General features: G+C 64.9%; 23 protein-coding genes, 5 tRNA genes and 1 pseudogene. 19 read left to right on the top strand and 10 right to left on the bottom strand.

What is annotated here, in order from left to right:
- Nucleotides 1–148: 148 nt before the first annotated feature.
- The 6 genes and pseudogenes from pepN to HWX39_RS08765 all read left to right on the top strand — a co-directional run bounded on the left by pepN (nucleotide 149) and on the right by HWX39_RS08765 (nucleotide 5,521).
- Nucleotides 149–2,842, top strand: a complete 2,694-nt coding sequence (gene pepN / locus HWX39_RS08790; RefSeq protein ID WP_175967070.1) for an aminopeptidase N — start codon at nucleotides 149–151, stop codon at nucleotides 2,840–2,842.
- A gap of 274 nt (nucleotides 2,843–3,116) precedes the next feature.
- Nucleotides 3,117–4,130 (top strand): class 1 fructose-bisphosphatase, encoded by a 1,014-nt coding sequence (locus HWX39_RS08785; protein ID WP_089439471.1) that lies wholly within the window; start codon nucleotides 3,117–3,119, stop codon nucleotides 4,128–4,130.
- Nucleotides 4,131–4,337: 207 nt separating this feature from the next.
- A tRNA-Thr gene (locus HWX39_RS08780) sits at nucleotides 4,338–4,413 on the top strand.
- 171 nt (nucleotides 4,414–4,584) lie between these two features.
- Nucleotides 4,585–4,779: pseudogene (locus HWX39_RS36790) on the top strand (LuxR family transcriptional regulator); the annotation flags it as partial.
- A 12-nt stretch (nucleotides 4,780–4,791) separates the two neighbouring features.
- Nucleotides 4,792–5,004 (top strand): hypothetical protein, encoded by a 213-nt coding sequence (locus HWX39_RS08770; protein WP_175967664.1) that lies wholly within the window; start codon nucleotides 4,792–4,794, stop codon nucleotides 5,002–5,004.
- A 262-nt stretch (nucleotides 5,005–5,266) separates the two neighbouring features.
- Complete coding sequence (locus HWX39_RS08765) at nucleotides 5,267–5,521, top strand: GlsB/YeaQ/YmgE family stress response membrane protein (RefSeq protein ID WP_114176412.1); 255 nt, start codon at nucleotides 5,267–5,269, stop codon at nucleotides 5,519–5,521.
- Between the two features lie 79 nt (nucleotides 5,522–5,600).
- Here the strand turns inward: HWX39_RS08765 and HWX39_RS08760 are convergent, their stop codons facing one another.
- The 3 genes from HWX39_RS08760 to HWX39_RS08750 all read right to left on the bottom strand — a co-directional run bounded on the left by HWX39_RS08760 (nucleotide 5,601) and on the right by HWX39_RS08750 (nucleotide 8,876).
- Nucleotides 5,601–6,014, bottom strand: a complete 414-nt coding sequence (locus HWX39_RS08760; RefSeq protein ID WP_175967068.1) for a TlpA family protein disulfide reductase — start codon at nucleotides 6,012–6,014, stop codon at nucleotides 5,601–5,603.
- Nucleotides 6,002–8,362, bottom strand: a complete 2,361-nt coding sequence (locus tag HWX39_RS08755) for a TonB-dependent receptor (protein WP_175967066.1) — start codon at nucleotides 8,360–8,362, stop codon at nucleotides 6,002–6,004. The genes HWX39_RS08760 and HWX39_RS08755 overlap by 13 nt, the downstream gene beginning before the upstream one ends.
- 124 nt (nucleotides 8,363–8,486) lie before the next feature.
- Nucleotides 8,487–8,876 (bottom strand): DUF2946 domain-containing protein, encoded by a 390-nt coding sequence (locus HWX39_RS08750; RefSeq protein ID WP_175967064.1) that lies wholly within the window; start codon nucleotides 8,874–8,876, stop codon nucleotides 8,487–8,489.
- Between the two features lie 197 nt (nucleotides 8,877–9,073).
- On the opposite strand from HWX39_RS08750, the gene HWX39_RS08745 reads away from it, so the two are divergent.
- The gene (locus HWX39_RS08745) at nucleotides 9,074–9,220 is read left to right on the top strand and encodes a hypothetical protein (protein ID WP_175967062.1); all 147 of its coding nucleotides are present in this window, start codon (nucleotides 9,074–9,076) and stop codon (nucleotides 9,218–9,220) included.
- 223 nt (nucleotides 9,221–9,443) lie between these two features.
- The gene (locus HWX39_RS08740; protein WP_175967060.1) at nucleotides 9,444–10,037 is read left to right on the top strand and encodes a chorismate mutase; all 594 of its coding nucleotides are present in this window, start codon (nucleotides 9,444–9,446) and stop codon (nucleotides 10,035–10,037) included.
- A gap of 13 nt (nucleotides 10,038–10,050) precedes the next feature.
- Here the strand turns inward: HWX39_RS08740 and HWX39_RS08735 are convergent, their stop codons facing one another.
- Both HWX39_RS08735 and HWX39_RS08730 read right to left on the bottom strand, forming a co-directional pair.
- Nucleotides 10,051–11,187 (bottom strand): exonuclease domain-containing protein, encoded by a 1,137-nt coding sequence (locus HWX39_RS08735; protein WP_175967058.1) that lies wholly within the window; start codon nucleotides 11,185–11,187, stop codon nucleotides 10,051–10,053.
- 141 nt (nucleotides 11,188–11,328) lie between these two features.
- A complete protein-coding gene (locus tag HWX39_RS08730; RefSeq protein ID WP_011351289.1) occupies nucleotides 11,329–11,532 on the bottom strand; it encodes a cold-shock protein in 204 nt (67 codons plus the stop codon).
- A gap of 393 nt (nucleotides 11,533–11,925) precedes the next feature.
- On the opposite strand from HWX39_RS08730, the gene HWX39_RS08725 reads away from it, so the two are divergent.
- Nucleotides 11,926–12,198: a hypothetical protein gene (locus tag HWX39_RS08725; RefSeq protein ID WP_175967662.1), complete on the top strand. Its 273-nt coding sequence runs from the start codon at nucleotides 11,926–11,928 to the stop codon at nucleotides 12,196–12,198.
- A gap of 501 nt (nucleotides 12,199–12,699) precedes the next feature.
- Complete coding sequence (locus tag HWX39_RS08720; RefSeq protein ID WP_175967055.1) at nucleotides 12,700–13,845, top strand: porin; 1,146 nt, start codon at nucleotides 12,700–12,702, stop codon at nucleotides 13,843–13,845.
- An 83-nt stretch (nucleotides 13,846–13,928) separates the two neighbouring features.
- Here HWX39_RS08720 and greB read toward each other — a convergent pair whose 3' ends face one another.
- Entirely contained in the window at nucleotides 13,929–14,492 is a 564-nt protein-coding gene (gene greB / locus HWX39_RS08715; RefSeq protein WP_175967053.1) for a transcription elongation factor GreB, read from the bottom strand.
- A 129-nt stretch (nucleotides 14,493–14,621) separates the two neighbouring features.
- Between greB and HWX39_RS08710 the strand changes: the two genes are divergently transcribed.
- The 3 genes from HWX39_RS08710 (at nucleotide 14,622) to HWX39_RS08700 (ending at nucleotide 14,978) form a co-directional block, all read left to right on the top strand.
- Nucleotides 14,622–14,698: transfer RNA gene (locus HWX39_RS08710), tRNA-Arg, on the top strand.
- A gap of 66 nt (nucleotides 14,699–14,764) precedes the next feature.
- Nucleotides 14,765–14,841: transfer RNA gene (locus HWX39_RS08705), tRNA-Arg, on the top strand.
- A 60-nt stretch (nucleotides 14,842–14,901) separates the two neighbouring features.
- Nucleotides 14,902–14,978: transfer RNA gene (locus HWX39_RS08700), tRNA-Arg, on the top strand.
- A 198-nt stretch (nucleotides 14,979–15,176) separates the two neighbouring features.
- Here HWX39_RS08700 and HWX39_RS08695 read toward each other — a convergent pair.
- The 4 genes from HWX39_RS08695 to HWX39_RS08680 form a co-directional block, all read right to left on the bottom strand.
- On the bottom strand, nucleotides 15,177–17,543 hold the full coding sequence (locus HWX39_RS08695; RefSeq protein ID WP_175967051.1) for a bifunctional (p)ppGpp synthetase/guanosine-3',5'-bis(diphosphate) 3'-pyrophosphohydrolase: 2,367 nt from the start codon (nucleotides 17,541–17,543) through the stop codon (nucleotides 15,177–15,179).
- Nucleotides 17,544–17,606: 63 nt separating this feature from the next.
- Nucleotides 17,607–17,810: a DNA-directed RNA polymerase subunit omega gene (gene rpoZ / locus HWX39_RS08690; RefSeq protein ID WP_006025620.1), complete on the bottom strand. Its 204-nt coding sequence runs from the start codon at nucleotides 17,808–17,810 to the stop codon at nucleotides 17,607–17,609.
- Nucleotides 17,811–17,868: 58 nt separating this feature from the next.
- Nucleotides 17,869–18,552: a guanylate kinase gene (gmk, locus tag HWX39_RS08685; protein WP_175967049.1), complete on the bottom strand. Its 684-nt coding sequence runs from the start codon at nucleotides 18,550–18,552 to the stop codon at nucleotides 17,869–17,871.
- A 6-nt stretch (nucleotides 18,553–18,558) separates the two neighbouring features.
- On the bottom strand, nucleotides 18,559–19,482 hold the full coding sequence (locus tag HWX39_RS08680; protein ID WP_175951626.1) for a YicC/YloC family endoribonuclease: 924 nt from the start codon (nucleotides 19,480–19,482) through the stop codon (nucleotides 18,559–18,561).
- A gap of 172 nt (nucleotides 19,483–19,654) precedes the next feature.
- On the opposite strand from HWX39_RS08680, the gene rph reads away from it, so the two are divergent.
- The 6 genes from rph (at nucleotide 19,655) to HWX39_RS08650 (ending at nucleotide 23,460) form a co-directional block, all read left to right on the top strand.
- Nucleotides 19,655–20,386, top strand: a complete 732-nt coding sequence (gene rph / locus HWX39_RS08675; RefSeq protein WP_175967047.1) for a ribonuclease PH — start codon at nucleotides 19,655–19,657, stop codon at nucleotides 20,384–20,386.
- A 1-nt stretch (nucleotide 20,387) separates the two neighbouring features.
- Entirely contained in the window at nucleotides 20,388–21,014 is a 627-nt protein-coding gene (gene rdgB / locus HWX39_RS08670) for an RdgB/HAM1 family non-canonical purine NTP pyrophosphatase (RefSeq protein ID WP_175967044.1), read from the top strand.
- A 34-nt stretch (nucleotides 21,015–21,048) separates the two neighbouring features.
- Nucleotides 21,049–22,263: a radical SAM family heme chaperone HemW gene (gene hemW / locus HWX39_RS08665; protein WP_175967042.1), complete on the top strand. Its 1,215-nt coding sequence runs from the start codon at nucleotides 21,049–21,051 to the stop codon at nucleotides 22,261–22,263.
- A gap of 44 nt (nucleotides 22,264–22,307) precedes the next feature.
- Nucleotides 22,308–22,395, top strand: a tRNA-Ser gene (locus HWX39_RS08660).
- A 142-nt stretch (nucleotides 22,396–22,537) separates the two neighbouring features.
- Nucleotides 22,538–22,933, top strand: coding sequence for a hypothetical protein (locus HWX39_RS08655; protein ID WP_175967040.1), 396 nt, complete (start codon nucleotides 22,538–22,540; stop codon nucleotides 22,931–22,933).
- A gap of 233 nt (nucleotides 22,934–23,166) precedes the next feature.
- Complete coding sequence (locus HWX39_RS08650; protein ID WP_175967038.1) at nucleotides 23,167–23,460, top strand: hypothetical protein; 294 nt, start codon at nucleotides 23,167–23,169, stop codon at nucleotides 23,458–23,460.
- Nucleotides 23,461–23,708: the final 248 nt, after the last annotated feature.

Below are 23,708 nucleotides of genomic sequence, written 5' to 3'. Positions count from 1 at the left end.
GCGAACCGTAACGGGATGCCGATAATACGCGGACTCCCGGAACCGGTAAAAAGTTCGCCCGGCACGCGGCCGCCAGCCTTTGTACAATGGCCCGGTTCGCCCGGCCCGTGCCACGGGCCCGTCCCCCACTCCACCGATCTCGACGACCATGTCCGACAACGCCTCTTCCACCGTGATCCGCCGCGCCGACTACACGCCGCCGGCCTTCCTCATCGATTCCGTCGCACTCGAATTCGATCTCGCGCCGGCCCGTACGATCGTCAGGAATACGATGCGCGTGCGCCGCAATCCGGACGCCGCGCCCGCGCCGCACCTCGAGCTGATGGGCGAAGCGCTTGAATTCCTCGGCGCACACGTGGACGGCGCGCCGCATGGCGCCGTGCGCGCGCACGAACACGGGCTGACCGTCGAGAACGTCCCCGAAGCTTTCGAGCTGACGCTCGAAAGCGCATGCGCACCCGACCAGAATACGACGCTATCCGGCCTCTATGTGTCGAGCGGCAACTTCTTCACGCAGTGCGAAGCCGAAGGTTTCCGCCGCATCACCTACTTCCTCGACCGCCCGGACGTGATGGCGTCGTACACGGTCACGCTGCGCACCGACAAGGCCGCGTACCCGGTGCTGCTGTCGAACGGCAACCTCGTCGATTCGGGCGACCTGCCCGACGGCCGCCACTACGCGAAGTGGGAAGACCCGTTCCGCAAGCCGAGCTACCTGTTCGCGCTAGTCGCGGGCAAGCTCGTCGCGATCGAGGAGAAAATCACGACCGGCTCGGGCAAGGAAAAGCTGCTGCAGGTGTGGGTCGAACCGGCCGACCTCGACAAGACACGTCATGCGATGGATTCGCTGATCCACTCGATCCGCTGGGACGAGAAGCGCTTCGGCCTCGAGCTCGATCTCGACCGCTTCATGATCGTCGCGGTCGGCGATTTCAACATGGGCGCGATGGAAAACAAGGGGCTCAACATCTTCAACACGAAGTACGTGCTGGCGAACCCCGAGACCGCGACCGACACCGACTTCGCGAACATCGAATCGGTGGTCGGCCACGAGTACTTCCACAACTGGACCGGCAACCGCGTGACCTGCCGCGACTGGTTCCAGCTGAGCCTGAAGGAAGGCCTGACGGTGTTCCGCGACCAGGAATTCTCGGCCGACATGGCCGCGGGCGACGACATCGAATCGGCGGCCCGCGCGGTCAAGCGCATCGAGGACGTGCGCGTGCTGCGCCAGTTGCAGTTCGCCGAGGACGCGGGCCCGATGGCCCACCCGGTGCGCCCGGAGAGCTACGTCGAGATCAACAACTTCTACACGATGACCGTCTACGAGAAAGGCTCGGAAGTCGTGCGGATGTACCAGACGCTGTTCGGCCGCGACGGCTTCCGCAAGGGGATGGACCTGTACTTCAAGCGCCACGACGGCCATGCAGTGACCTGCGACGACTTCCGTCACGCGATGGCCGACGCGAACGGGCGCGATCTCGCGCAGTTCGAGCGCTGGTACAGCCAGGCCGGCACGCCGCGCGTGTCGGTGCGCACCGCGTACGACGCGGCCGCGCGCCGCTATACGGTCACCCTCGCGCAGGGTTACGGCGACGCTTCGCCGGCCGCGCGCGAAACGCAGCAAGGGCCGCTCTTGATTCCGTTCGCGATCGGCCTGATCGGTCGCGACGGCCGCGACCTGCCGCTGCGTCTCGACGGCGAAGCCGCCGCGGCAGGCACGACGCGCGTGCTCGAGTTCACCGACACCGAGCAGACCTTCACGTTCGTCGACGTACCGGAACAACCGCTGCCGTCGCTGCTGCGCAATTTCTCGTCGCCGGTGATCGTCGAGTACGACTACAGCGACGATGACCTCGCCTTCCTGCTCGCGCACGACAGCGATCCGTTCAACCGCTGGGAAGCCGGCCAGCGCCTCGCGACGCGCGCGCTGCTGACGCTCGCCGCGCGTGCGGCCGCGAACGAGCCGCTCACGCTCGGCGAGAACTTCGTCGCCGCATTCCGCCGCGTGCTGACCGACGCGACGCTGTCGCCTGCGTTCCGTGAACTCGCGCTGACGCTGCCGTCGGAAACCTACCTCGCCGACCAGATGGCGGAAGCCGATCCGGCCGCCGTGCATCGCGCGCGCCAGTTCGTGCGCCGCCAGCTCGCCACCGCGCTGCGCGCCGACTGGCTCGGCGCAATCGAGCAGCACCAGACGCCCGGCGCCTACGAACCGACGCCGGAGGCCTCCGGCCGCCGCGCGCTGAAGAACCTCGCGCTCGCGTATCTCGCCGAGCTCGAGGATCCGGCCGATGCCGTGCGCCTCGCGACTGCGCAATACGATGCGGCGAACAACATGACCGATCGCGCGGCGGCGCTGGGCGCGCTGCTGTCCGCCGCGGCCACCGGCACGAACGAACCGGCCGAGCACGCGCTCGACGATTTCTATCGCCGCTTCGAGAAGGAAGCGCTCGTGATCGACAAGTGGTTCGCGATGCAGGCCGCGCAACGCGGTACGCCCGCGCAGCCGACGCTCGCGAAGGTCCGCAAGCTGCTCGCGCACCCCGCGTTCAACCTGAAGAATCCGAACCGCGCACGCTCGCTGATCTTCAGCTTCTGCGCGGCCAACCCCGCGCAATTCCACGCGGCGGACGGCTCGGGTTACGCGTTCTGGGCCGAACAGGTGCTCGCGCTCGACGCGATCAACCCGCAGGTCGCGGCGCGCCTCGCCCGCTCGCTCGAATTGTGGCGCCGCTTCACGCCGGCACTGCGCGACCGGATGCGCGACGCGCTCGAGCAGGTCGCCGCCGGTGCGAAATCGCGCGACGTGCGCGAAATCGTCGAGAAGGCGCTCGCGTAACGCCCTCGCCCGCATCGCGCGTGTGCGATACAGCCGGTGCCGCCCGTCGCGGCACCGGCTTTTTTATTGTGCGAGTACGGCTGGAACCGAGCGCAATCGCGGGGTCCGACCGCGCCGCCTGCCGCCGCGACAACGCGCGTCCCGCCCGTCTCCCCCTCCGGAAACCGGGCCGGCCGCCCGGCCATGTAACCGGACGAAAAAACCCGGCGGTACGAGAGGCGCGACGGGTAAAATTGCGGCCATTCAAGGATTCTTTGGCCTTCTGGAGTCTGTCATGTCCATTGCCCGCCGCACCACGCTGTCGAAGTTCCTGATCGAACAGCAACGTGAGACCAACAACCTCCCCGCCGACCTGCGCCTGCTGATCGAAGTCGTCGCACGCGCGTGCAAGGCGATCAGCTACAACGTGTCGAAGGGCGCGCTCGGCGAAGCGCTCGGCACCGCCGGCAGCGAGAACGTCCAGGGCGAAGTGCAGAAGAAGCTCGACATCCTGTCGAACGAGATCCTGCTCGACGCGAACGAATGGGGCGGCAACCTCGCCGCGATGGCATCGGAAGAAATGGAAACGTTCTTCCCGATCCCCGCGAACTACCCGCGCGGCGAATACCTGCTCGTGTTCGATCCGCTCGACGGCTCGTCGAACATCGACGTGAACGTGTCGATCGGCACGATCTTCTCGGTGCTGCGCTGCCCGGACGGCAAGCAGGCAACCGAGGAATCGTTCCTGCAGCCCGGCACCCAGCAGGTCGCGGCCGGCTACGCCGTGTACGGCCCGCAGACGGTGTTCGTGCTGACGACCGGCAACGGCGTGAACTGCTTCACGCTCGACCGCGAAGTCGGCTCGTGGGTGCTCACGCAGAGCAACATGCAGATTCCGGCCGACACGCGTGAATACGCGATCAACGCATCGAACGCGCGCCACTGGTACGACCCGGTCAAGCGCTACGTCGACGAACTGAACGCCGGCAAGGACGGCCCGCGCGGCGACAACTTCAACATGCGCTGGATCGCATCGATGGTTGCCGACGTGCACCGGATCCTGAACCGCGGCGGCATCTTCATGTACCCGGCCGACAAGCGCACGCCCGATCGTCCGGGCAAGCTGCGCCTGATGTACGAAGCGAACCCGATGTCGTTCATCGTCGAACAGGCAGGCGGTGCCGCGACGACCGGCACGCAGCGCATCATGGAAGTGCAGCCGACGGGCCTGCATCAGCGCGTCCCGGTGTTCCTCGGTTCGAAGAACGAAGTCGAGCGCGTGACCGGTTACCATCAGGAAAAGCAATAAATTTGCACTGCAGCACTAGACAGGGTCGCGCGACGTACGTAAAATCGCGCCTCTCGATGTGACCCCAACGGGTCGCGTCGCAGTGAAACGAAGCGGGAAGTTTGCCGAGTCGATGAGTTTCGCGAAACAGCAGCAGCAAGCTGAAAAAAATTCGCAAAACCTATTGCCAAGGTTTCAAATTTCACCTTATAATTTCGTTTCTCTGATGCCGGTGTAGCTCAGTTGGTAGAGCAGCGCATTCGTAATGCGAAGGTCGTAGGTTCGACTCCTATCTCCGGCACCAAGTTATAAAGGGCTGACAAGCATTGCTTGTCAGCCCTTTTCTCATTCCGGGCGCCAAATCGTGCGCCGCCCTCCTTCTGCCCGCGTCCGCTCCGCTTGCGGGCATCACCCGACTCCCGCGCTGCACCACGCCGATCACAATCGACGGACCGATCAGCCCTCTCCGAGCATCATGCGCACGTGGCCGTCTCGCGCGACCGAACTCACCGGGCAACTGGACGTATCGCGTGCGACGCGCCTCGTCGCCATGATCGGCGACAGCGAATTGAACGCATTCGCAGCCGAAGTGCTGAAGCTGTTCGACGACGCGCTGTCGGTCGTGCAATGCACGATCTTCGCGTACGAGTTCGGACGCATCAACCGCCCCTCAAGAAACCGCATGATGACGGATACCGAACGCGACACGCTCGACACCGACCCCGGCCGCACGATGACGCGGATCGGTGAAGCCGATGCGTCGCGCTTTCTCGCCCGCTTCGCCCTGCCGTCGATCGAGGCGATCGGCGATGCCACGACCGTCGCACGGCCGATCGCAGACGCAAGCGACGGATTGCCCGACGCGGGCATGCAGGCATCGACGCGCGAACGATGACGCGCATGGCCGACCGGCTTCACCGGCGCCCCGTTCTTACAGATTCATTTCGTCGCGCATTGCCCGTGCGCGAGCGTCGCCGTACGCAGACGAATTCTCTGGAAAATCCCGTTAAGGGTGCATAACATTACTTAACGATTCCGACCCGTCTATCGCGGTACATTGCGTGGGCGGCACGGCGGGTCGCGATGCCGCATTCATTCAGCTTGCGGCGACACAGCCGACGTCCGGTCATTCGATACAACTCAAGGAGAGGACAACCATGGCTCATGGCTTGATTATGTGGCTCATCATCGGCGCGATCGCCGGCTGGCTTGCCGGCTTGCTCGTCAAGGGCGGCGGCTTCGGGCTGATCGTCGACATCATCGTCGGGATCGTTGGCGCGGTGATTGGCGGCTGGCTCGCCGGGCTGCTCGGCATCAGCATCGGCAGCGGCTTCATCGGTTCGGTTATCGTCGCGGTCGTCGGCGCGGTGATCCTGCTGTTCGTGATCCGGCTATTCAAGCGAGCGGCCTGACGCTTCTCTCCACGCGCCTTCGGGCGCGTTTTCGCATCAGGCCGGCGCGCGGCCCGTTCGCCGCGCGCCGCCGGCCCGTTCAGCGCTCCGCGCACTGCAACCGGTTCTCGAGCACGTCTGCCGTCAGCAATCCGCTGCGCGCTTCGCATGCGCCATCGCGCCCAATCCACACGGTGCGTGGCATTTCCCCTCTCCATCCCGCATCGAGCGCCGCGCGCAGACGCGCGGGCATCGGCTCCGCGTTCGCGTACTGCGCAACCTGCGGCGGCAATTTCATCTGCGTGAGCGCATGCGAGATGGCCGCGCCGTTGTCGTCGTACGCGACCATCGCGAGTTGCACGTCCGGATGGCGACGCTGCCACGCAACCGGATGCGCGGCGTTCTCGCGACAGTATCCGCAATCGAGCGACCAGATCTCGACCGCCAGCGGCCGCTCGTGCGCGGCCGCATACAGGCGCGCGACGTCGGCCGCGCGCGATCTCACAGCGACCATTTCAGTTCTCCATAGAAAGTACGCCCCGGATACGGGTGGAACACGTAGTAGCGTCGATCCGTCAGGTTGTCGATGCCGAGCGACGCGGTCCAGTGACGGTCGAAACGGTAGCGCGCCTTCAGGTCGACGACCGTGAACGAACTCGTGCCGCCGTAGACGTCCGGATTCACGTCGCTGTTGTCGAGCGTGTTGAACTGGCGGCCCGAGTAGCGCACGCCGACGCTCGCAAGCCAGTGTTCGTCGAAGCGATACGACGCGAGCAGGTTCGCACGCATGCGCGGAATTCGCGGAAAGCGCGAGCCGACGTACGCGGGATTCGCGGCATCGGCAAGGATCTGCGCGTTGCTCGCCGACACGTTCGCGTCGAGATTGAGCCCGCGCAGCCCGACGTTCTCGCCGCTGAACGCGAGTTCGACGCCGCGCACACGCACACGATCGACGTTCGAGATGTTGGTCACCGTCGTCGCGCCCGAGACTGTCGTCTGGCTGTAGATCGAATCGCGCAGATCGCTCTGGAACACGCTGGCACGCACGACGCCGACACCCACGTCGCGCTCGGCCGTGAAGTCCCAGTCGATCGCCTTTTCCGGCCGCAGGTTCGGGTTGTTGTTGACGATCGCGTTGTTCGAGATCGTGCCCTGGAACAGTTCGCCGACCGTCGGGAAACGCGTGCCGGTCGCGAACGACAGCCGGAAGCGCCAGACGTCGGTCGCATCCCATTGCAGCGCGACTTTCGGCGACAGCGCGTTCGCGCTCCGGTCCGCATAGCCGAGCGTGCCCGTTGCATTGCCGAGCGCGCCCCCATACGCATCCCAGCGCTCGTAACGCAACCCCAGCGTCGCGAGCCAGCCCGGCGCGAAGCGCCACGCGTCCTGGCCGAACAGCGCCTGCGTGCGCGTGTCGCCGCGATACACGCTCGACAGCGACATGGTCGGCCCGGCCAGCCAGTCGGCCGTGTTGTACGTGACGTTGCGCAGGAAGTAATTGTCGTAGTGATAGCCGAACGTGAACGTATGGCCCTTCACTTCCGGCGCCTCGGCCTTCAGGTCAAGCGTGCGCCAGCCGGTACCGTCGCCCTGGAACAGCGTGCCTGCGCCGCCCTGCACGGTCGACGCCGAGCGCTGCACGTCGCGCGACACGTCGTATGCGGATACGACGCCCGACAGGCGCCAGCCGGAATCGAGGCGGCCGTTCAGGCCGAGCGCGTACAGCCAGTTCTCCTGGTCGCCACGCTGCGGCGCGAATGCATTCGGCGCGACGGTCATGTTCTGGCCGCCGATCGACACATTGCCGCCGTAGACCGGATTGCCGGCCGCATCGCGCAGAAAGGTCTCGCCGTGCTGCCGGTAATGGTTCTCCCAGTGCCCGAGCGTGAGCGTTGCATCGACGTGGTCGGTAAACGCATAGCCCATCCGGACCGTCTCGTTGAGCTGCTCGGTCCGCTCGATCGTCTGCGCGCCGACGATGGTCCGCGGCCGGCCGTTGGGCCCGATGTCGGTCACGGCGCCCGTCACGGGCACGGCAATGCCGAGCTTCGGGTTGTACGCCGAATTGGGGCTCGCGTACTGCATCGGCTGACCGTTGTTCTCGAGCCGGTCGAGCGACAGCGCGAACCAGAACCGGCCGACGCGGTTCGCGATCCGCGCGGTCTGGTGATTGCCGCCGAAGCTGTCCGCGAATCCGTAGCCGTCGTGATAGCGCTGCGTGAAGAACTGCGTCGACAGCGACGCCTCGAGCGTTTCCGGGCGGCGCGTCGTGAGCAGCACGGTCGAGCCGATCGAATTGCCCGGATACAGCGCGGAAAAGGGGCCGTAGAGCACGTCGACGCGCGCGATATCGTCGGGCGGAATGAGCGACCAGCGCGGCGGGTACGCGTAGCTGGAGCCGAGCAGGTTCGACAGCAGCACGCCGTCGGCATAGACGAGTCCGCGCGCGCTCTGCAGTTCGTTGAAGTCGCGGCCTGCGAACACGCTGTTGCGGTCGCCGATATAGCGCTTGCGGACCATCAGGTTCGGCGCGTACTTCAGCGCGTCCTCGGTGGTCACGTTGGTGTGCGATTCGATCTGCTCGCGCGTGATCGACGTGACGACGGCCGGCGTATCCGGATCGATCGGTTGCCGCTGCGCGGTCACGCTGACGGCGGTCAGCGTATCGCCGGCCGCCGGCGCCACGGGTGCGACAGCCGAAGCGGGAACGGCAGCATCGGCGGCACGCTCGGCGCCACCACGCGGGGCAGTGCCGCGTGCATCGTCGGTTGAGGCCGCATGAGCGGCGGACCACGCGAACGCGGCCGCGCACGCGAGCGCGAGCCGGCCGCGCAACGACCGCGCGGCGAAGAGAGAGGGCATGAGTGAATTCCTGAAAACGTGACCGGACGCCGCCGGACACGAGCGCGCACCGCGCACGAACGGCGCGGCACGCGGCCCGGCCGCGGACGGCACGCGCGCCACCGGGGCGCGCGGACGACATCAATCAGATCGAAGCGTTTTCAGGCGGGGCGCGAGGCTGCGCGAAACGGATGCCCTTGCGGGGAAATTCGGGAATGGCCGGCGCGACCGCGCGATAGGCGAACGTCCGCACGAAGCCCGGCAACACGGGCAGGCTCGACCCGAGCGCCACGTTCGCCGCGAAGCCGGGACAGTACACGCAGTGCGGCACGCCGGCATGGTCGAACGACGACGCATCGTGATCGCCGCCCGCCTGCGCGAGCACGACCTGGCGGGCGCCCGCTGCACTGCACAACTCGAGCGTGAGCTCGCCGGCGCCGCTCGATGCAAGACGCGCATAGCCAATGACGGGCGACAGTACGTTCAGTACCAGCGCCAGCCATACGAGGCCAATCCATCGCGTCGTTCGTTTCATCGCGGTCCAGAAAAAGTGCGCGCAAGTATAACAAGTGGGCCGATTGTTGCCGATTCCGCACGAAGCAATAGTCGGCATCACAGCGCGCGTCAGAGCGCATGTGCCGTTAATACAACAGAGACAAAATCTAACGATTCGCCACTGGCATAAATTCAAGCGCGAGGTTGATAATCATCGAACCTGCTGGAGAAACAATCATGGACGAAAGACCAACCCGCATGCCCCCGCCCGAGCAAGTGATGAGCCCGGATCCGGAACCCGTCGGCGTGGAATTCCTCGCCGAATTGCCCGAGCACGTGCGGGCATTCTTCGACGAGCAGCACAGGCTGTACTCGCCGAAGTGAACGCCTGTTCGGTTCTGTAACCGCTACGTGTCGATCATCGCTATCGTGCGGTTCATCGCTGCGCATCGCGCGCAATTCGCCTCGCACCCGGGCCGCAACAGCCTGACGGTGCCGGATCAGCTCGCCTGCTGATTCTCCGGTCGCTGCGCTACGCCGCGCGACTGTCTTCGTCTATCCTTCTGGTTTTCCACCTCCGGCCCGCCCGGGTCTCCCGATCGTTCCGATGAAGCAAGCCATTCGTGCCAGCCTCGCTGTCGCCGCGCTCGGCGTCGCCCTCTTTTCGTCCCCGCGCATCGCCAATGCAGACGGTGACGACACCGCCCTCACCAACATCGTCGCGCTCGCGTCGCAACGCCTCGCGCTCGCCGAACCGGTCGCTCGATGGAAATGGGCAAATCACAAGGCAATCGAGGACCGGCCGCGCGAGGCGGAACTGCTCGTCTCGGTCGAGCGGCGCGCGGCACAGGCCGGCGTCGATCCCGCGTTCGCCCGGACGTTCTTCGAGGATCAGATCGCCGCGAGCAAGGACGTACAGAACGCGCTGTTCGCGACCTGGCGCGCGACGCGACCGCCAGAAGGCACGCCGCCCGATCTCGCGACCAGCACGCGCCCGGCGCTCGACCGGCTGACGCAGAAAATGCTCGCGGGGCTCGCGCAGGTTGCACCGCTGCGCGATGCGCCTGATTGCCAGGCGCGGCTCGCGCGCGGCATCGCCAACTGGAAGACGCTCACGCGCTACGACTCCACGCAAACACAGGCACTCGGCACCGCGCTGTCGCACGTCTGTTCGGCCGGCGGCGCAAGCGCGATCGGTTGACGACCGCGCCTGATCAACCCGCCTGCCCCGCAGGCGTAAGCGCGGCGAGCGGAATCAGTTGCAGGCCGCGCGCGAGATGCGTCTGCAGCAGGCGGTGGGTGAAGGGTTCGAACGCACCGTCCGTCCCGTCGGCTGCGAGTTGCGCGGCCGCGTCGAGCGATTCCGCCGCGCCGAGATAGCGCCAGCCATCGATCACATGAAACACGCGGCGCTCGCCGCTCGCCTCGAACGCGACGGCACCTTCGAACGGCCAGGGCGCAACGCCGGCACGGGCGTCGGCCGCGGGGCGCCGGTTGTACGACGGCCGCAGCCGGGCGATCCATTGCGCTTCGGCGAGCATCGCCCCCAGTTCGTTGCCGGTCTCGCGCCACTCGACACGCCGCACCTGCTGCGCAAGCCGCATTTCCTTCGACGAACGGCGCTCGCCCGTGAGCAACGCACGCAGCCGTTGCCGCACACGCACGCTGCGGCCAACATACAGCGGCACGTCCTCCGCCCCGAACAGTGCGTACGCACCGCATCCGGCCGGCGCGGTATCGAGCCAGGCTTCGGTCAGGTCGCCGCCCAGACGGTAGTGGCGCGTCGTGCGCGTGATCTGGTCACGCAGCCGCTCGAGCGGCACGATGTCGTGCAACAGGCGCCAGAACTGCCACAGCAGGTCGGCATCCGCCAGCGCCCGGTGGCGGGCAGCCGGCACGAGGCCGTGACGTTCGATCAACGCGTCGAGCCCGTGCCGCGATTCACGCGGGAACAGCGCTCGAGACAGCCGCACCGTACACAGCACATCGGGATTGAATGCGAAGCCGGCGCGCTCGAATTCGGCCCGCAGGAAGCCACGATCAAAGCTCGCGTTGTGCGCGACGAAAAGCTTGCCGTCGAGCCGCTCGAACAACGCCGGCGCCAGCGACGCAAATGACGGTGCGTCGCGCACCATCTCGTCCGAAATACCCGTCAGTTGCTGGATGAACGGCGGAATCGGCTGCCCCGGATTGACGAGCGTCGTCCATGTCGACACGCCGAACGGGCCGATTTCGACCACGCCGACTTCGGTGATGCGGTGTTCGGCGGGCGAGCCGCCAGTGGTTTCAAGGTCGACGAAAACGAGCGGCTGTTCGCTGGCGGGATCGGACGGACGGGGAGAATCGGACATGAAAAGACTGGGAAACGATGCTTCCGTGAGTATGCACCGGCATCCCCGTTCGCGGCCAGCCCGAACCGGAATGTTCCGTCCCCGGAAAATAAAAAGCCCCCGCAATGCGGGGGCCGGACGTGATCGGCAATGCGTGGCGCGTCAGACCGCCTGGATATTCGCTGCCTGCTTGCCTTTCGGCCCGACTTTCACGTCGAACGAAACACGCTGGTTTTCCTTCAGCGTCTTGAAGCCGTCCATCTTGATTTCGGAAAAGTGTGCAAACAAATCTTCACCGCCATTGTCCGACGTAATAAAGCCGAAACCTTTAGCATCGTTAAACCATTTCACGATACCGGTATCCATGTCTTCGTTCCCCACTCGATTAGATCAAAAAAGCTATTTTTATAGCCGTTTCCCGAAATCCCGAAACATTGCGCCAGCACCCGCACCAGCACGCCGCCCGAGGACGGTGTGCTGACTTTATAAATGGGACAATCCGGGTGCGTCAAGGAAATTTTTGACGATCGTTTTATCAAAAAAGCGCTAATACCATTGGAATCGGTACACCATCGCTTTTTATTAATTGATTCGCATCAAAAACCTGTCAATATTACCGGGATCATAGTCCAGGCATTTTCAGTCATGAAATTCCTACCGGGGACAAATCTGATCGGTAAAATCCTCGGGTTTTTTCCGGGTTGCGGAAATCCGGGGATCTTGCGATGCTCACATGACGTCGGAAGGAAGGAGAAGGTCATGTGGCTGGACGGAATCAAGCGCTTCGCGAGCCGGCTCGGACGCGTACGCCGCAAGTCCCGCGCCCTGCTCGAGTCCGCATCCTCGCGCGAAGCGCCGTGCGACACCGAATTCGATACGACCTGGCACGGCGATCACTGGCAGAACCTGCTCTCGTCGCCGCTCGATGCCCGTCACTACGTGATGGAAGACTGGACATACACGCCGCCGCCCAACGAAGCCACGGAGGCCGCGCCTGCGGCCAAGCGCAAGCGGCGCCCGTTCCCGCAATAGCACGCGGACAGACGGGGCAAAAAAAAAGCGCGACTGGGAAGTCGCGCCGACAAAGGTTTGGAGATCTTTTCCGTCAACGAAAAAGTCTGCTTCGGAAAGCAGAGATCGCAGTATAGCGAGAGAACAACCTTTCATTAGTTATGCTCCACACAAACCTCTATTGCCGATGTGTCAATAATCGGACTATGACCATCCCCGTCTGCTGCTGACTGCCTGTCGCGATCGCGCAACGCCCATTACGGACTCCTGATCGCCATTTTTCTTCGCTGCACCGCCGCAAACCCTTGATGGACAATCGTTTGCGCTGCCCCATCGATCTTTGCGGATTACAAAATATATTATTGCTTAAAGCGGATCCCTCCCCCACTCCACGCACTCCGTACACTGCAGATGGCTTATTGATAAGCGCACCGCCGCTCTGCCGGACCGGCCGCAACGTCAAGCAAAACATGCCGGTCCGCAGCAGGTTCGATCGATATCATCCTGTTTGGAGACAGATCCATGAAAAAAACCCTGATCGTCACCGCGTTGTCGGGGGTATTCGTTACGGCAGCTCACGCCCAAAGCAGCGTGACGCTATATGGCTTGATCGACGCAGGCATCACCTACACGAACAATCAGCACGGCCATAGCGCCTGGCAGGAAACAAGCGGTTCGGTCAACGGCAGCCGCTGGGGCTTGCGTGGCACTGAAGATCTCGGCGGCGGCCTGAAAGCGATCTTCACGCTGGAAAATGGTTTCGGCATCAATAACGGCGCGCTGAAGCAGAACGGCCGGGAATTCGGCCGGCAAGCATTTGTCGGCCTCGCCAACGACAGCTACGGGTCGCTGACGCTGGGCCGGCAGTACGACAGCGTCGTCGACTATCTCGGGCCGCTGTCGCTGACCGGCACCCAGTACGGCGGCACCCAGTTCGCCCACCCGTTCGACAACGACAACCTGAACAACTCGTTCCGGATCAACAACTCGGTCAAGTATCAGAGCGCGAACTACGGCGGCCTCAAGTTCGGTGCGTTGTACGGGTTCTCGAACTCGACCGCTTTCGCGAACAACCGCGCCTATAGCGGCGGCGTGTCGTACAGCTACCTGGGCTTCAACTTCGCCGCGGCCTACTTGCAGCTGAACAGCGACGTGAACGCACTCGCGCAGGCAGCGACCGATCCGGGCGCAGTGACCGGCGACTGGACCTTCGCATCGCGCGTGCAGCGCACCTGGGGCGCCGGCCTGAATTACGGTTTCGGCCCGGCCACGGTCGGCTTCGTGTTCACACAAACGCGCCTGACCGGCATCCGGGCAATCAGCGCGGGGCAGTCCGGCGTGTCCGGCGGCATCACGGGCCTCGGCGGAACCGCGCGCTTCAGCAACTACGAACTCAACGGACGCTACGCGCTGACACCGGCGCTGTCGCTCGCCGGCTCCTACACGTATACGCAGGGCCGCCTGGCCGGCGACAAGCCGACCTGGCACCAGTTCAACCTGCAAGCGGACTATGCACTGTCGAAGCGCACCGATGTCTACCTGCAGGGCGAGTTCCAGAAGGTCAACAACGACGGCCTCGACCTCGGCGCCAATATCAACGGGCTGGGCGCCGCATCATCGACCAACAAGCAGATCGCGGTCACGGCCGGCATGCGCCACCGCTTCTAAGCGACCGGCACATTGGCCGCACGCCGGATGACGAAGCGCCCCATCGGGGCGCTTTTTCTTTGTCGGGCAGCGCCGTGCGTCGCTCAGGCGTTACCCGGCGCGGGGTAACGGACATCGAGCACTTCGATCGGTTGCGGGCCGGCCGGCGTCATCAGCATGACGGTATCGCCGATCTTCGCCTTGATCAGCGCGCGCGCGACCGGCGAAATCCAGCTGACGCAGCCGTGATCGAGATCGACCTCGTCGATCCCGACGATCGTGATCGTGTGATCCTCGCCGTCCGGTGTCTCGTAATCGACCGTTGCGCCGAAAAACACCTGGTCGACGTTCTCCTGCCGGCTCGCATCGACGACTTCGGCCAGATCGAGCCGCTTCGTCAGGAAACGGATGCGGCGATCGATCTCGCGAAGCCGCCGCTTGCCGTAGATATAGTCGCCGTTCTCCGACCGGTCGCCGTTCGACGCAGCCCAGGACACGAGCCGCACGACCTCGGGACGCTCGACGTCGATCAGGTTCAGCAGCTCGTCCCTCAGCCGCTTGTGGCCAGCCGGCGTGATGTAGTTCTTCGCACCCGCCGGGATCGCTGGCTGGGCCTGGTCGAGATCGTCGTCGTCGCCGTCCGACTCTTTGACAAACGCCTTGTTCATGATGCGGATTCAACATGGATGACTGATGCTCCAAGGGTACACGAAGGGCGCCCCGGCAAGACCGCGCTGAACAATTCGCGAATAAGGCTTCCCTTTTTATACAACCCTGCTATAATTTCGCTTCTGCGTGCGGCTGTAGCTCAGTTGGATAGAGTACTTGGCTACGAACCAAGGGGTCGTGGGTTCGAATCCTGCCAGCCGCGCCACTTTTTCGAGGGCCTTCGGAACCGAAGGCCCTTTCAGTTCGAAGCAGTAGAAGTTTTGTTTTGCGTGCGGCTGTAGCTCAGTTGGATAGAGTACTTGGCTACGAACCAAGGGGTCGTGGGTTCGAATCCTGCCAGCCGCGCCACTTTTTTGGGGGCCTTCCCATCGCAGAAGGTTCCGACAGTCAAGCAGTACCGTTTTGCGTGCGGCTGTAGCTCAGTTGGATAGAGTACTTGGCTACGAACCAAGGGGTCGTGGGTTCGAATCCTGCCAGCCGCGCCACCTTAAAAGGGCTTTCCTCCGGGAAAGCCCTTTTTCTTTTCCGCCTACCCTTCCCTTGCTCACGTCCCGGCAACGTACGGTTGCGTGGCGCCCCTTTTCGGAAGGACGTCGACCACACCGCGCGTTCGCCTCTCCGGCAGCCCAAATGAAAACAGCGGCCACCGGCCGCCGTCGATCGATCGCCTCGCGGGCCAGGCGTCAATAATCCTGCCGCTCGCGCTCGATGCGCATGCCACCGTCGTGGCGCGCATGCGTACCATCGTCGGTCGAACGCTCGCGCATGATCCGCATCACGTCCGGATTGGTTCGAACGCGTCGCATCACGTTCGCGAGATGCACACGGTCGCTGACCTGGATCACGAAGCGCAGCACCGTCGATTCGTGCGTCAGATCCTCGTCCATCGCGATATGCACGATATTCGCATCGGCCGACGTGATGTCCGCCGCCACGCGCGCAAAGATGCCCTTCGTGTTCTTCACGAGCGCCTTCACCGCGACATCGAACAGGCGGCCCGGCTGCGGCGCCCATTCGACGTCGATCCAGCGGCCCGGATCGCGGCGATGGATACGCTGCGCCACGCGGCAATCGGTCGTATGAATCGCCATCCCCAGGCCTATGCCGATGTAACCCATGATCGCGTCGCCCGGAATCGGCCGGCAGCATGCCGACAGCTGCACGGACATCCCTTCGGTGCCGGTAATCACGACCGGCGGCGCATGGTGCGCCGGATGCCGCTCGGACTTCGGCAGATCGTCGTCCGCATCGCGGCCGCTCATCAGCACCTCGATGCGCTTGGCCATCACCGCGGCCACGCGGCGGCCGAGGCCGATGTCCGCGAAGATTTCCTGACGGCTCTTGTTGCCCGTCCACTGCACGAGCTTCTCCCACACTTCCGGCTCGACATCGGCCAGCGCGAGACCGTAGCCCTTCAGGCTCTGGTCGACCAGCCGCTCGCCAAGCTGCACCGATTCGTTCAGGCGCATCGTCTTCAGGTAGTGACGGATCGCCGAGCGCGCCTTGCCGGTACGCACGAAGCCGAGCCATGCGGGGTTCGGCTTCGAATACGGCGCCGTGATCACCTCGACGATGTCGCCGCTCTTCAGCTCGGTGCGCAACGGCAGCAGTTCGTTGTTGATCTTCACGGCAACGCACTGGTTGCCGAGATCGCTGTGGATCGAATACGCGAAATCGAGTGCCGTCGCGCCGCGCGGCAGCGCCATGATCTTCGACTTCGGCGTGAACACGTAGACCGCGTCGGGGAACAGGTCGATCTTCACGTGCTCGAGGAATTCGCTCGAATCGCCGGCTTCGCTCTGGATGTCGAGCAGCGACTTCAGCCACTGGTGCGCGCGCTTCTGCACGTCGCTGAGATCCGCGCTGCCGTTCTTGTACAGCCAGTGCGCGGCGACCCCCGCCTCGGCGATCTCGTGCATCTTGCGCGTGCGCACCTGGAACTCGATCGGCGCACCGAACGGGCCAACGAGCGTCGTGTGCAGCGACTGATAGCCGTTGATCTTCGGGATCGCGATGTAGTCCTTGAACTTGCCGGGCACGGGCTTGTACAGCGCGTGCAGCGCGCCGATGCACGTGTAGCAGTCGAGCGGGCTGTCGACGACGACGCGAAAGCCATACACATCGAGCACCTGCGAGAACGACAGCTGCTTGTCGCGCATCTTGCGGTAGACGCTGTAGATGGTCTTTTCGCGGCCGGTGATCTCGGCGTCGATCTTCGCATCGGCCATCGCACGCTGCGCGGCCTCGAGGATCTTGCTGATCACTTCGCGGCGGTTGCCGCGCGCGGCCTTCACGGCCTTCTCGAGCGTCGCGTAGCGATGCGGGTTGAAGTTCGCGAAGCTCATGTCCTGCAGCTCGCGATACGTGTTGTTCAACCCGAGGCGGTGCGCGATCGGCGCGTAGATGTCGAGCGTTTCCCGCGCGACGCGGCGGCGCTTTTCCATCGGCACCGCGCCGAGCGTGCGCATGTTGTGCAGCCGGTCGGCGAGCTTGACGAGAATGACGCGCACGTCGCGCGCCATCGCGAGCAGCATCTTGCGGAAGTTTTCCGCCTGCGCTTCCTCGCGGCTGCGGAACTCCATCTTGTCGAGCTTCGACAGGCCGTCGACCAGTTCGGCGACCTTCGGACCGAACCGTTCGGCCAGCTCGTTCTTGGTCACGCCCTGGTCTTCCATCACGTCGTGCAGGAGCGCCGCCATGACGGCCTGTGCGTCGAGCTTCCAGCCGGCGCAGATTTCCGCGACGGCGACGGGATGGGTGATATAGGGTTCGCCGCTCTGGCGATATTGACCGAGGTGGGCTTCGTCACTGAAGTGGAACGCCGCCTTGACCTCTTTGATTTCCTCCGGAGGAAGATACTCGGCAAGCGCGGCCGTCAGTTTCGCGATCGAAACGACGCCGTGCTTGCGGGGCTGCTCCGGTGTGGCGGTCGGCCCGAACAGATGCCGGAAGGACTGTTCGAGGACCGCGTCGATGTACTGGCGCGCAGGCGACTGGGCCGTGGCTTCGGTGGTCGAATCCGCGGAGGCGGACGATGGGGTGGTGCTCATATTCGCCTCCAGGTCGAGTCGTTGCGCGCGTGGATTACATGGCTGGAACGGGCCGGATGCGCGTTACACCGGCACCTTCTTCAGCATCTCGACGCCGACCTGGCCGGCAGCGATTTCGCGCAGCGCGACGACGGTCGGCTTGTCGCGGCTTTCGATCTTCGGCGTATGGCCTTGCGCGAGCTGCCGCGCGCGATAGGTGGCGGCGAGCGCCAGTTCGAAGCGGTTCGGGATTTGCTTCAGGCAGTCTTCGACGGTAATGCGAGCCATGTTGGTAATTCCTTCTGAATATAGTGCTTATTCTACCTTATGTCCCTCGTCCCCCGCGTCATTCCGCGTGGGGCAGATGGATGCCGAGCTCGATGAACAACTCCGTGTGTCGCGCGTACTGCGAAGCAAAGCGCAGGCGCGTGGCCGCAACGATGCATTCGAGTTCCGCGAGCGCACGCTCGAAATTCTCGTTGATCACCACGTATTCCGCTTCGGACGCGTGCGCGATCTCGCTGCCGGCGGCAAGCAGGCGGCGCGTGATCACGTTCGGCTCGTCCTGGCCGCGCTTCTTCAGGCGCTCCTCGAGCGCGTCGAGCGACGGCGGCAGGATGAAGATGCCGACCGCGTTGCGGAACTGTTTCTTCACCTGCAGCGCGCCCTGCCAGTCGATCTCGAGCAGCACGTCGTGGCCGTTCTGCATCTGCTCTTCGATCCAGACGCGCGACGTGCCGTAGTAGTTGCCGTGCACTTCCGCGCTCTCTAGGAACTCGTGCGCCGCGTGACGCGCGCGGAAATCCTCGACCGTCGTGAAGTGATAGTGCTGGCCGTCCTGCTCGCCCGGGCGCGGCTTGCGCGTCGTGTACGAGATCGACAGGCAGATGTCGCTGTCCTTCGACAGCAGCGCATTCACGAGCGTCGACTTGCCGGCACCCGACGGCGCGACGACCATGAACAGGTTGCCGGGATAGACGCCGCCGTGCAGCGAATGCGACGCGTGCGCGTCGCGAGTAGATTCCGTCATGTTGCTTTACTCCAGGTTTTGCACTTGCTCGCGCATCTGCTCGATCAGCAGCTTGAGCGCCATCGACGCGTCGGCAAGTTCCTTCGCCGCCGCCTTCGAGCCGAGCGTGTTCGCTTCGCGATTCAGTTCCTGCATCATGAAGTCGAGACGCTTGCCGACGCGGCCGCCCTTCTCGATCACATGGCGCGTTTCGTTCAGGTGCGCGGTGAGCCGCGACAGCTCTTCCGCGATGTCGATCCGGATCCCGTACATCGTCACTTCCTGACGAATGCGCTCCGCGGCTTCCTCGCGCGTGACGATCGTCGAGCTGCCTTCGGGCGCCGCGATGCCGAGCGCCTCCTGCAACCGTTCGACGATCTTCTGCTGGTGCTTCGCGATCAGCTCCGGCACGAGCGGCGTGATGCGTGCGACGATCGCTTCCATCTCGGTGACGTTCGTCAGCAGCATCGTCGCCAGCTGTGCGCCTTCGCGCGAGCGCACGACGACGAGCTCGCCGATCGCTTCCTTGCCGCACGCGAGTACCGCGTCGCGGATCGCCTCCGCCGACACGCCGCTCTCGGCGATCACGCCGGGCCAGCGCAGGATCTCGCCCGCGCGCAGGCGGCCGACGCCCGGGAACGTGTCGAGCACCGAGCGCTCGAGCTCGGCGAGCTGGCCGAGCGCGGACTGGTTCAGCGCGCCTGCGCCGATGCTCTGCTCACCGCGCTGCAGGTTGATGCGGATGTCGACCTTGCCGCGCGACAGCTTGTTCATCAGCATTTCGCGCAGCGCGGGTTCGCACGCACGCACGTCGTCCGGCATCCGGAAATTCAGGTCGAGGAAGCGCGAGTTCACGGTGCGCAGTTCGACCGACACGCTGGTGCCGCCGTTGCCGGTGGCCGTCGCGAGTTCGCGCGTCGCGCTCGCGTAGCCCGTCATGCTGTAGATCATGGTTCGTCTCGCCGTCTGGGTGCCCTCGCGGGCGGGATATGTCGAGGCGCCCGGCGCATCGGAAAGCGCGGGGCGGGAAGCGCGCATTATCCCATTTTTGCGGACCACCCCGCCGGGCACGCCCGCCGTTCGGCGCTAAAATCGGGGTTTCCTCTCGTTCCGCGATTCCCACATGACGTCCTCCGTTTCCCGCCCGAGCGGCCGCCGCGCCGACGCACTCCGCAAGGTCGCCCTTACGCGCCACTACACGAAACATGCCGAAGGCTCGGTGCTGGTCGAATTCGGCGACACCAAGGTGCTCTGCACCGCGAGCGTCTCCGAACGCGTCCCCGACTTCCTGCGCGACCGCGGGCAAGGCTGGCTGACCGCCGAATACGGGATGCTGCCGCGCGCGACGCACACGCGCAGCGACCGCGAAGCCGCCCGCGGCAAGCAGACCGGCCGCACGCAGGAAATTCAGCGCCTGATCGGCCGCGCGCTGCGCGCGGTGTTCGACCTCGAGGCGCTCGGCCCGCGCACGATCCACATCGACTGCGACGTGATCCAGGCCGACGGCGGCACCCGCACGGCGAGCATCACCGGCGCGTTCGTCGCCGCACACGACGCCGTGTCGACGCTGATCGCGGCCGGCAAGCTCACGCGCTCGCCGATCACCGACCACGTCGCCGCGATCTCGGTCGGCGTGTACGAAGGCGCCCCCGTACTCGACCTCGATTACGCGGAAGATTCGCGGTGCGACACCGACATGAACGTCGTGATGACGGGCGCCGGCGGTTTCGTCGAAGTTCAGGGCACGGCCGAAGGCGTGCCGTTCTCGCGCGCCGAGATGAACGCGCTGCTCGACCTCGCGCAAGGCGGGATCGCCGAGCTCGTGCAGCTCCAGAAAGACGTGCTGGGCGCCTGACATGCCGGACGACCACACCATCGCGCCGCTGTCGCGCATCGTTCTCGCGTCGAACAACGCCGGCAAGCTGCGCGAATTCACCGCGCTGTTCTCGACGGTCGGCATCGAGATCGTCCCGCAGGGCGACCTTGCCGTGCCGGAAGCGGAAGAGCCGTTCGGCACCTTCATCGAGAACGCGCTGACGAAGGCGCGCCATGCGGCGCGGCTCACCGGGCTGCCGGCAATCGCCGACGATTCGGGGCTGTGCGTGCGCGTGCTGCGCGGCGCCCCGGGCGTCTATTCGGCGCGCTACGCGCAACGCGCGGGCCGCGACAAGGGCGACGCGGCGAACAACGCGTATCTCGTCGAGCAGCTGCACGGCGTCGACGACCGGCGCGCATACTATTGCTGCGTGCTCGCGCTCGTACGCCATGCGGACGACCCCGAACCGCTGTTCGCCGAAGGGCGCTGGGCGGGCGAGATCGTCGATACGCCGCGCGGCGAGCACGGATTCGGCTACGACCCGTATTTCTACCTGCCGTCGCTCGGCGCGACGGCCGCCGAACTCGAGCCGGCCGTGAAGAACACGCACAGCCATCGCGCGCTGGCGCTGAAGGCGCTGCTGGCGCGGCTCGCGGAGGAAGCATGAGCGCGCTCGATACCCGTTCGCCAACGGAGGTTGCATGAGCCAGGCCGCGGAAACCGGCGCGCGCGTCGTCGCGACCTTCACGTCGCCCGGCCAGGTGCGGCTCACGTCGCTGCCGCCGCTCGCGCTGTATGTGCATTTCCCGTGGTGCGTGCGCAAGTGCCCGTACTGCGATTTCAATTCGCACGAGTGGAAGGGCGAGCGGTTTCCGGAAACCGAATATCTCGACGCGCTGCGCGCCGATCTCGAGCAGGCGCTACCGCTCGTGTGGGGCCGGCAGGTGCATACGGTATTCATCGGCGGCGGGACGCCGAGCCTGCTGTCGGCGGCCGGCCTCGAACGGATGCTGTCCGACGTGCGGGCGCTGCTGCCGCTCGACGCCGATGCCGAGATCACGCTCGAGGCGAATCCGGGCACGTTCGAGGCCGCGAAGTTCGCGCAGTTCCGCGCGAGCGGCGTGAATCGCCTGTCGGTCGGCATCCAGAGCTTCAACGAAACGCACCTGAAGGCGCTAGGCCGGATTCACGACACCACGCAGGCACGCGCGGCCGTCGAGATCGCCGCGAAGAACTTCGACAACTTCAACCTCGACCTGATGTTCGCGCTGCCGAACCAGACGCTCGACGAATGCCGTACCGACATCGAGACCGCGCTGTCGTACGCGCCACCGCATCTGTCGCTGTATCACCTGACGCTCGAGCCGAATACGCTGTTCGCGAAGTTCCCGCCGGTCGTGCCCGACGACGACGCATCGGCCGACATGCAGGAATGGATTCACGCGCGCACGGCCGAGGCCGGTTACGGACGCTACGAAGTTTCCGCGTATGCCAGGCCGAATCATCAGTGCAAGCACAACCTGAACTACTGGCGCTTCGGCGACTATCTCGGGATCGGTGCGGGCGCCCACACGAAGCTGTCGTTCCCGAACCGGATCCTGCGGCAGGCACGCTACAAGCACCCGGCAACCTTCATCGAGCAGGCGATGGCCGGCGCGGCCGTACAGGAAGAACGTGAAGTCGGCGCGCGCGACCTGCCGTTCGAGTTCATGCTGAACACACTGCGGCTCGTCGAGGGTTTCCCCGTGCACAGCTTCGCCGAACGCACGGGCCTGCCGATGAGCACGATCGAACCGGCGCTGCAGGAAGCGGAACGACGCGGCCTGATCGCGCGCGATTTCGCGCAGATCGCACCGACACCGCTCGGCCAGCGTTTCCTCAACGACCTGCAGGAATTGTTCCTGCGCGACGATTGAAGGAATGAACCTCGCGGCATTTCGGTTACAATGCCGCCTCGTGTGGAAGCGTGGCCGAGCGGTTTAAGGCACCGGTCTTGAAAACCGGCGACGGGAAACTGTCCGTGAGTTCGAATCTCACCGCTTCCGCCAGGAAATTCGCCAAACCCCGTCCATTCACCGAATGACGGGGTTTTTTGTTGGCCCGCACACACCCGTCCCTCACGTTCCGACGCATCGCGCCGGATGCCGTTACAATCCGGCGCTCCGATTCGCGAAACGGGAAAACCACGTCATGAAGCCCTTCATCGTCTCGGCGCTCGCCGCGCTGCTGGTTGCCGTCAGCACGCAGGCGACAGCGGACACCACCTCCGGCAGCGATACGCACGCGTCGTGCGCGATTGCCTACGTGACCGGCGTCGGCGGCTCGCCGCGCGGCCTGAGCGAATACCTTGCAAGTCCGTCGCCCTACAACTACCTGAAGGACAACGACCTCCAGTGCAAAGTCGGGGACGACGGACGCACGTCGAACTGCACCGGTGTGACCTACCTCCGGAACGAACAGGTCAGCGTGTACGACGATTCCGATCCGGCGACGCTGACCGTCGTCGCGCGTGTGGAACTCGACCACGGCCAGAAATACCCGGTGATCATCGTCGTGCAACGCAAGGACGCGCGCTGCAAACAATGATGCAGCGCCGCGCGCGAACCCGTCCGACGAAACGGCACGTGCGTTCGTGCCGGGTCCCGAGCGGTACCAGACCCACGGGCGCGGGCAGCGGGCCCATCGTCGGGCCGCATCGCGCTGGAAGCCTCCCGGCCGGCCGTTCGATCACCTAGAATTCGATCAACACGGCGACACGACCGCCGCCGCGTACTCGATGCCGCGCGCGCCACCCCTGCGGGCGGTACACGGAGATCGCCATGACCGAACTGTCGACACCGGCGGAACACGTCGATTACGAAGGCTTCGAGGTCCATGTCATGCCGGCCGTCGTGCCCGGTAGCGACACGCGCTACACCTACACCGGCTACGTGTGCCATCCGGGCGCGAATCCCGCATTGCCCGGTCACGCGGTGCCGTTCCACGCGGACGGCGAGGAAAGCTTCGCGAGCCTCGATGAAGCCGTCCACGAAGCCGTGCACATCGGCAAGAGCATCATCGACGGCACGCATCCCGACCTGTCGATCCTGTCGCTCGTCACGCACGGCTTCTGAACCAGGCGGCACGCATCGCTGAAGCGTGCGCGGGCGGCCGGACGATCGTCACGTGCCTGCGCGCCACTCGCGTTCCTCGCCTTTCTTTCAACCGTGCAACACGCACGCAGGGCCGCACACGGAAGGCAGCCACGCGAGCGTGCTGTCACATGTCGCGTCACATCGCGATGCGCAAGCGCACGCCTTCTCGTCATCAGCGATCGCATCATCCGGCATCGCGCATTATGCGTTTCTCCCGATATCGGCTC

Source organism: Burkholderia sp. BCC0322, assembly GCF_902833045.1.
Taxonomy (GTDB): Bacteria; Pseudomonadota; Gammaproteobacteria; order Burkholderiales; family Burkholderiaceae; genus Burkholderia.
This window is presented reverse-complemented; position numbering and strand designations above follow the sequence as displayed.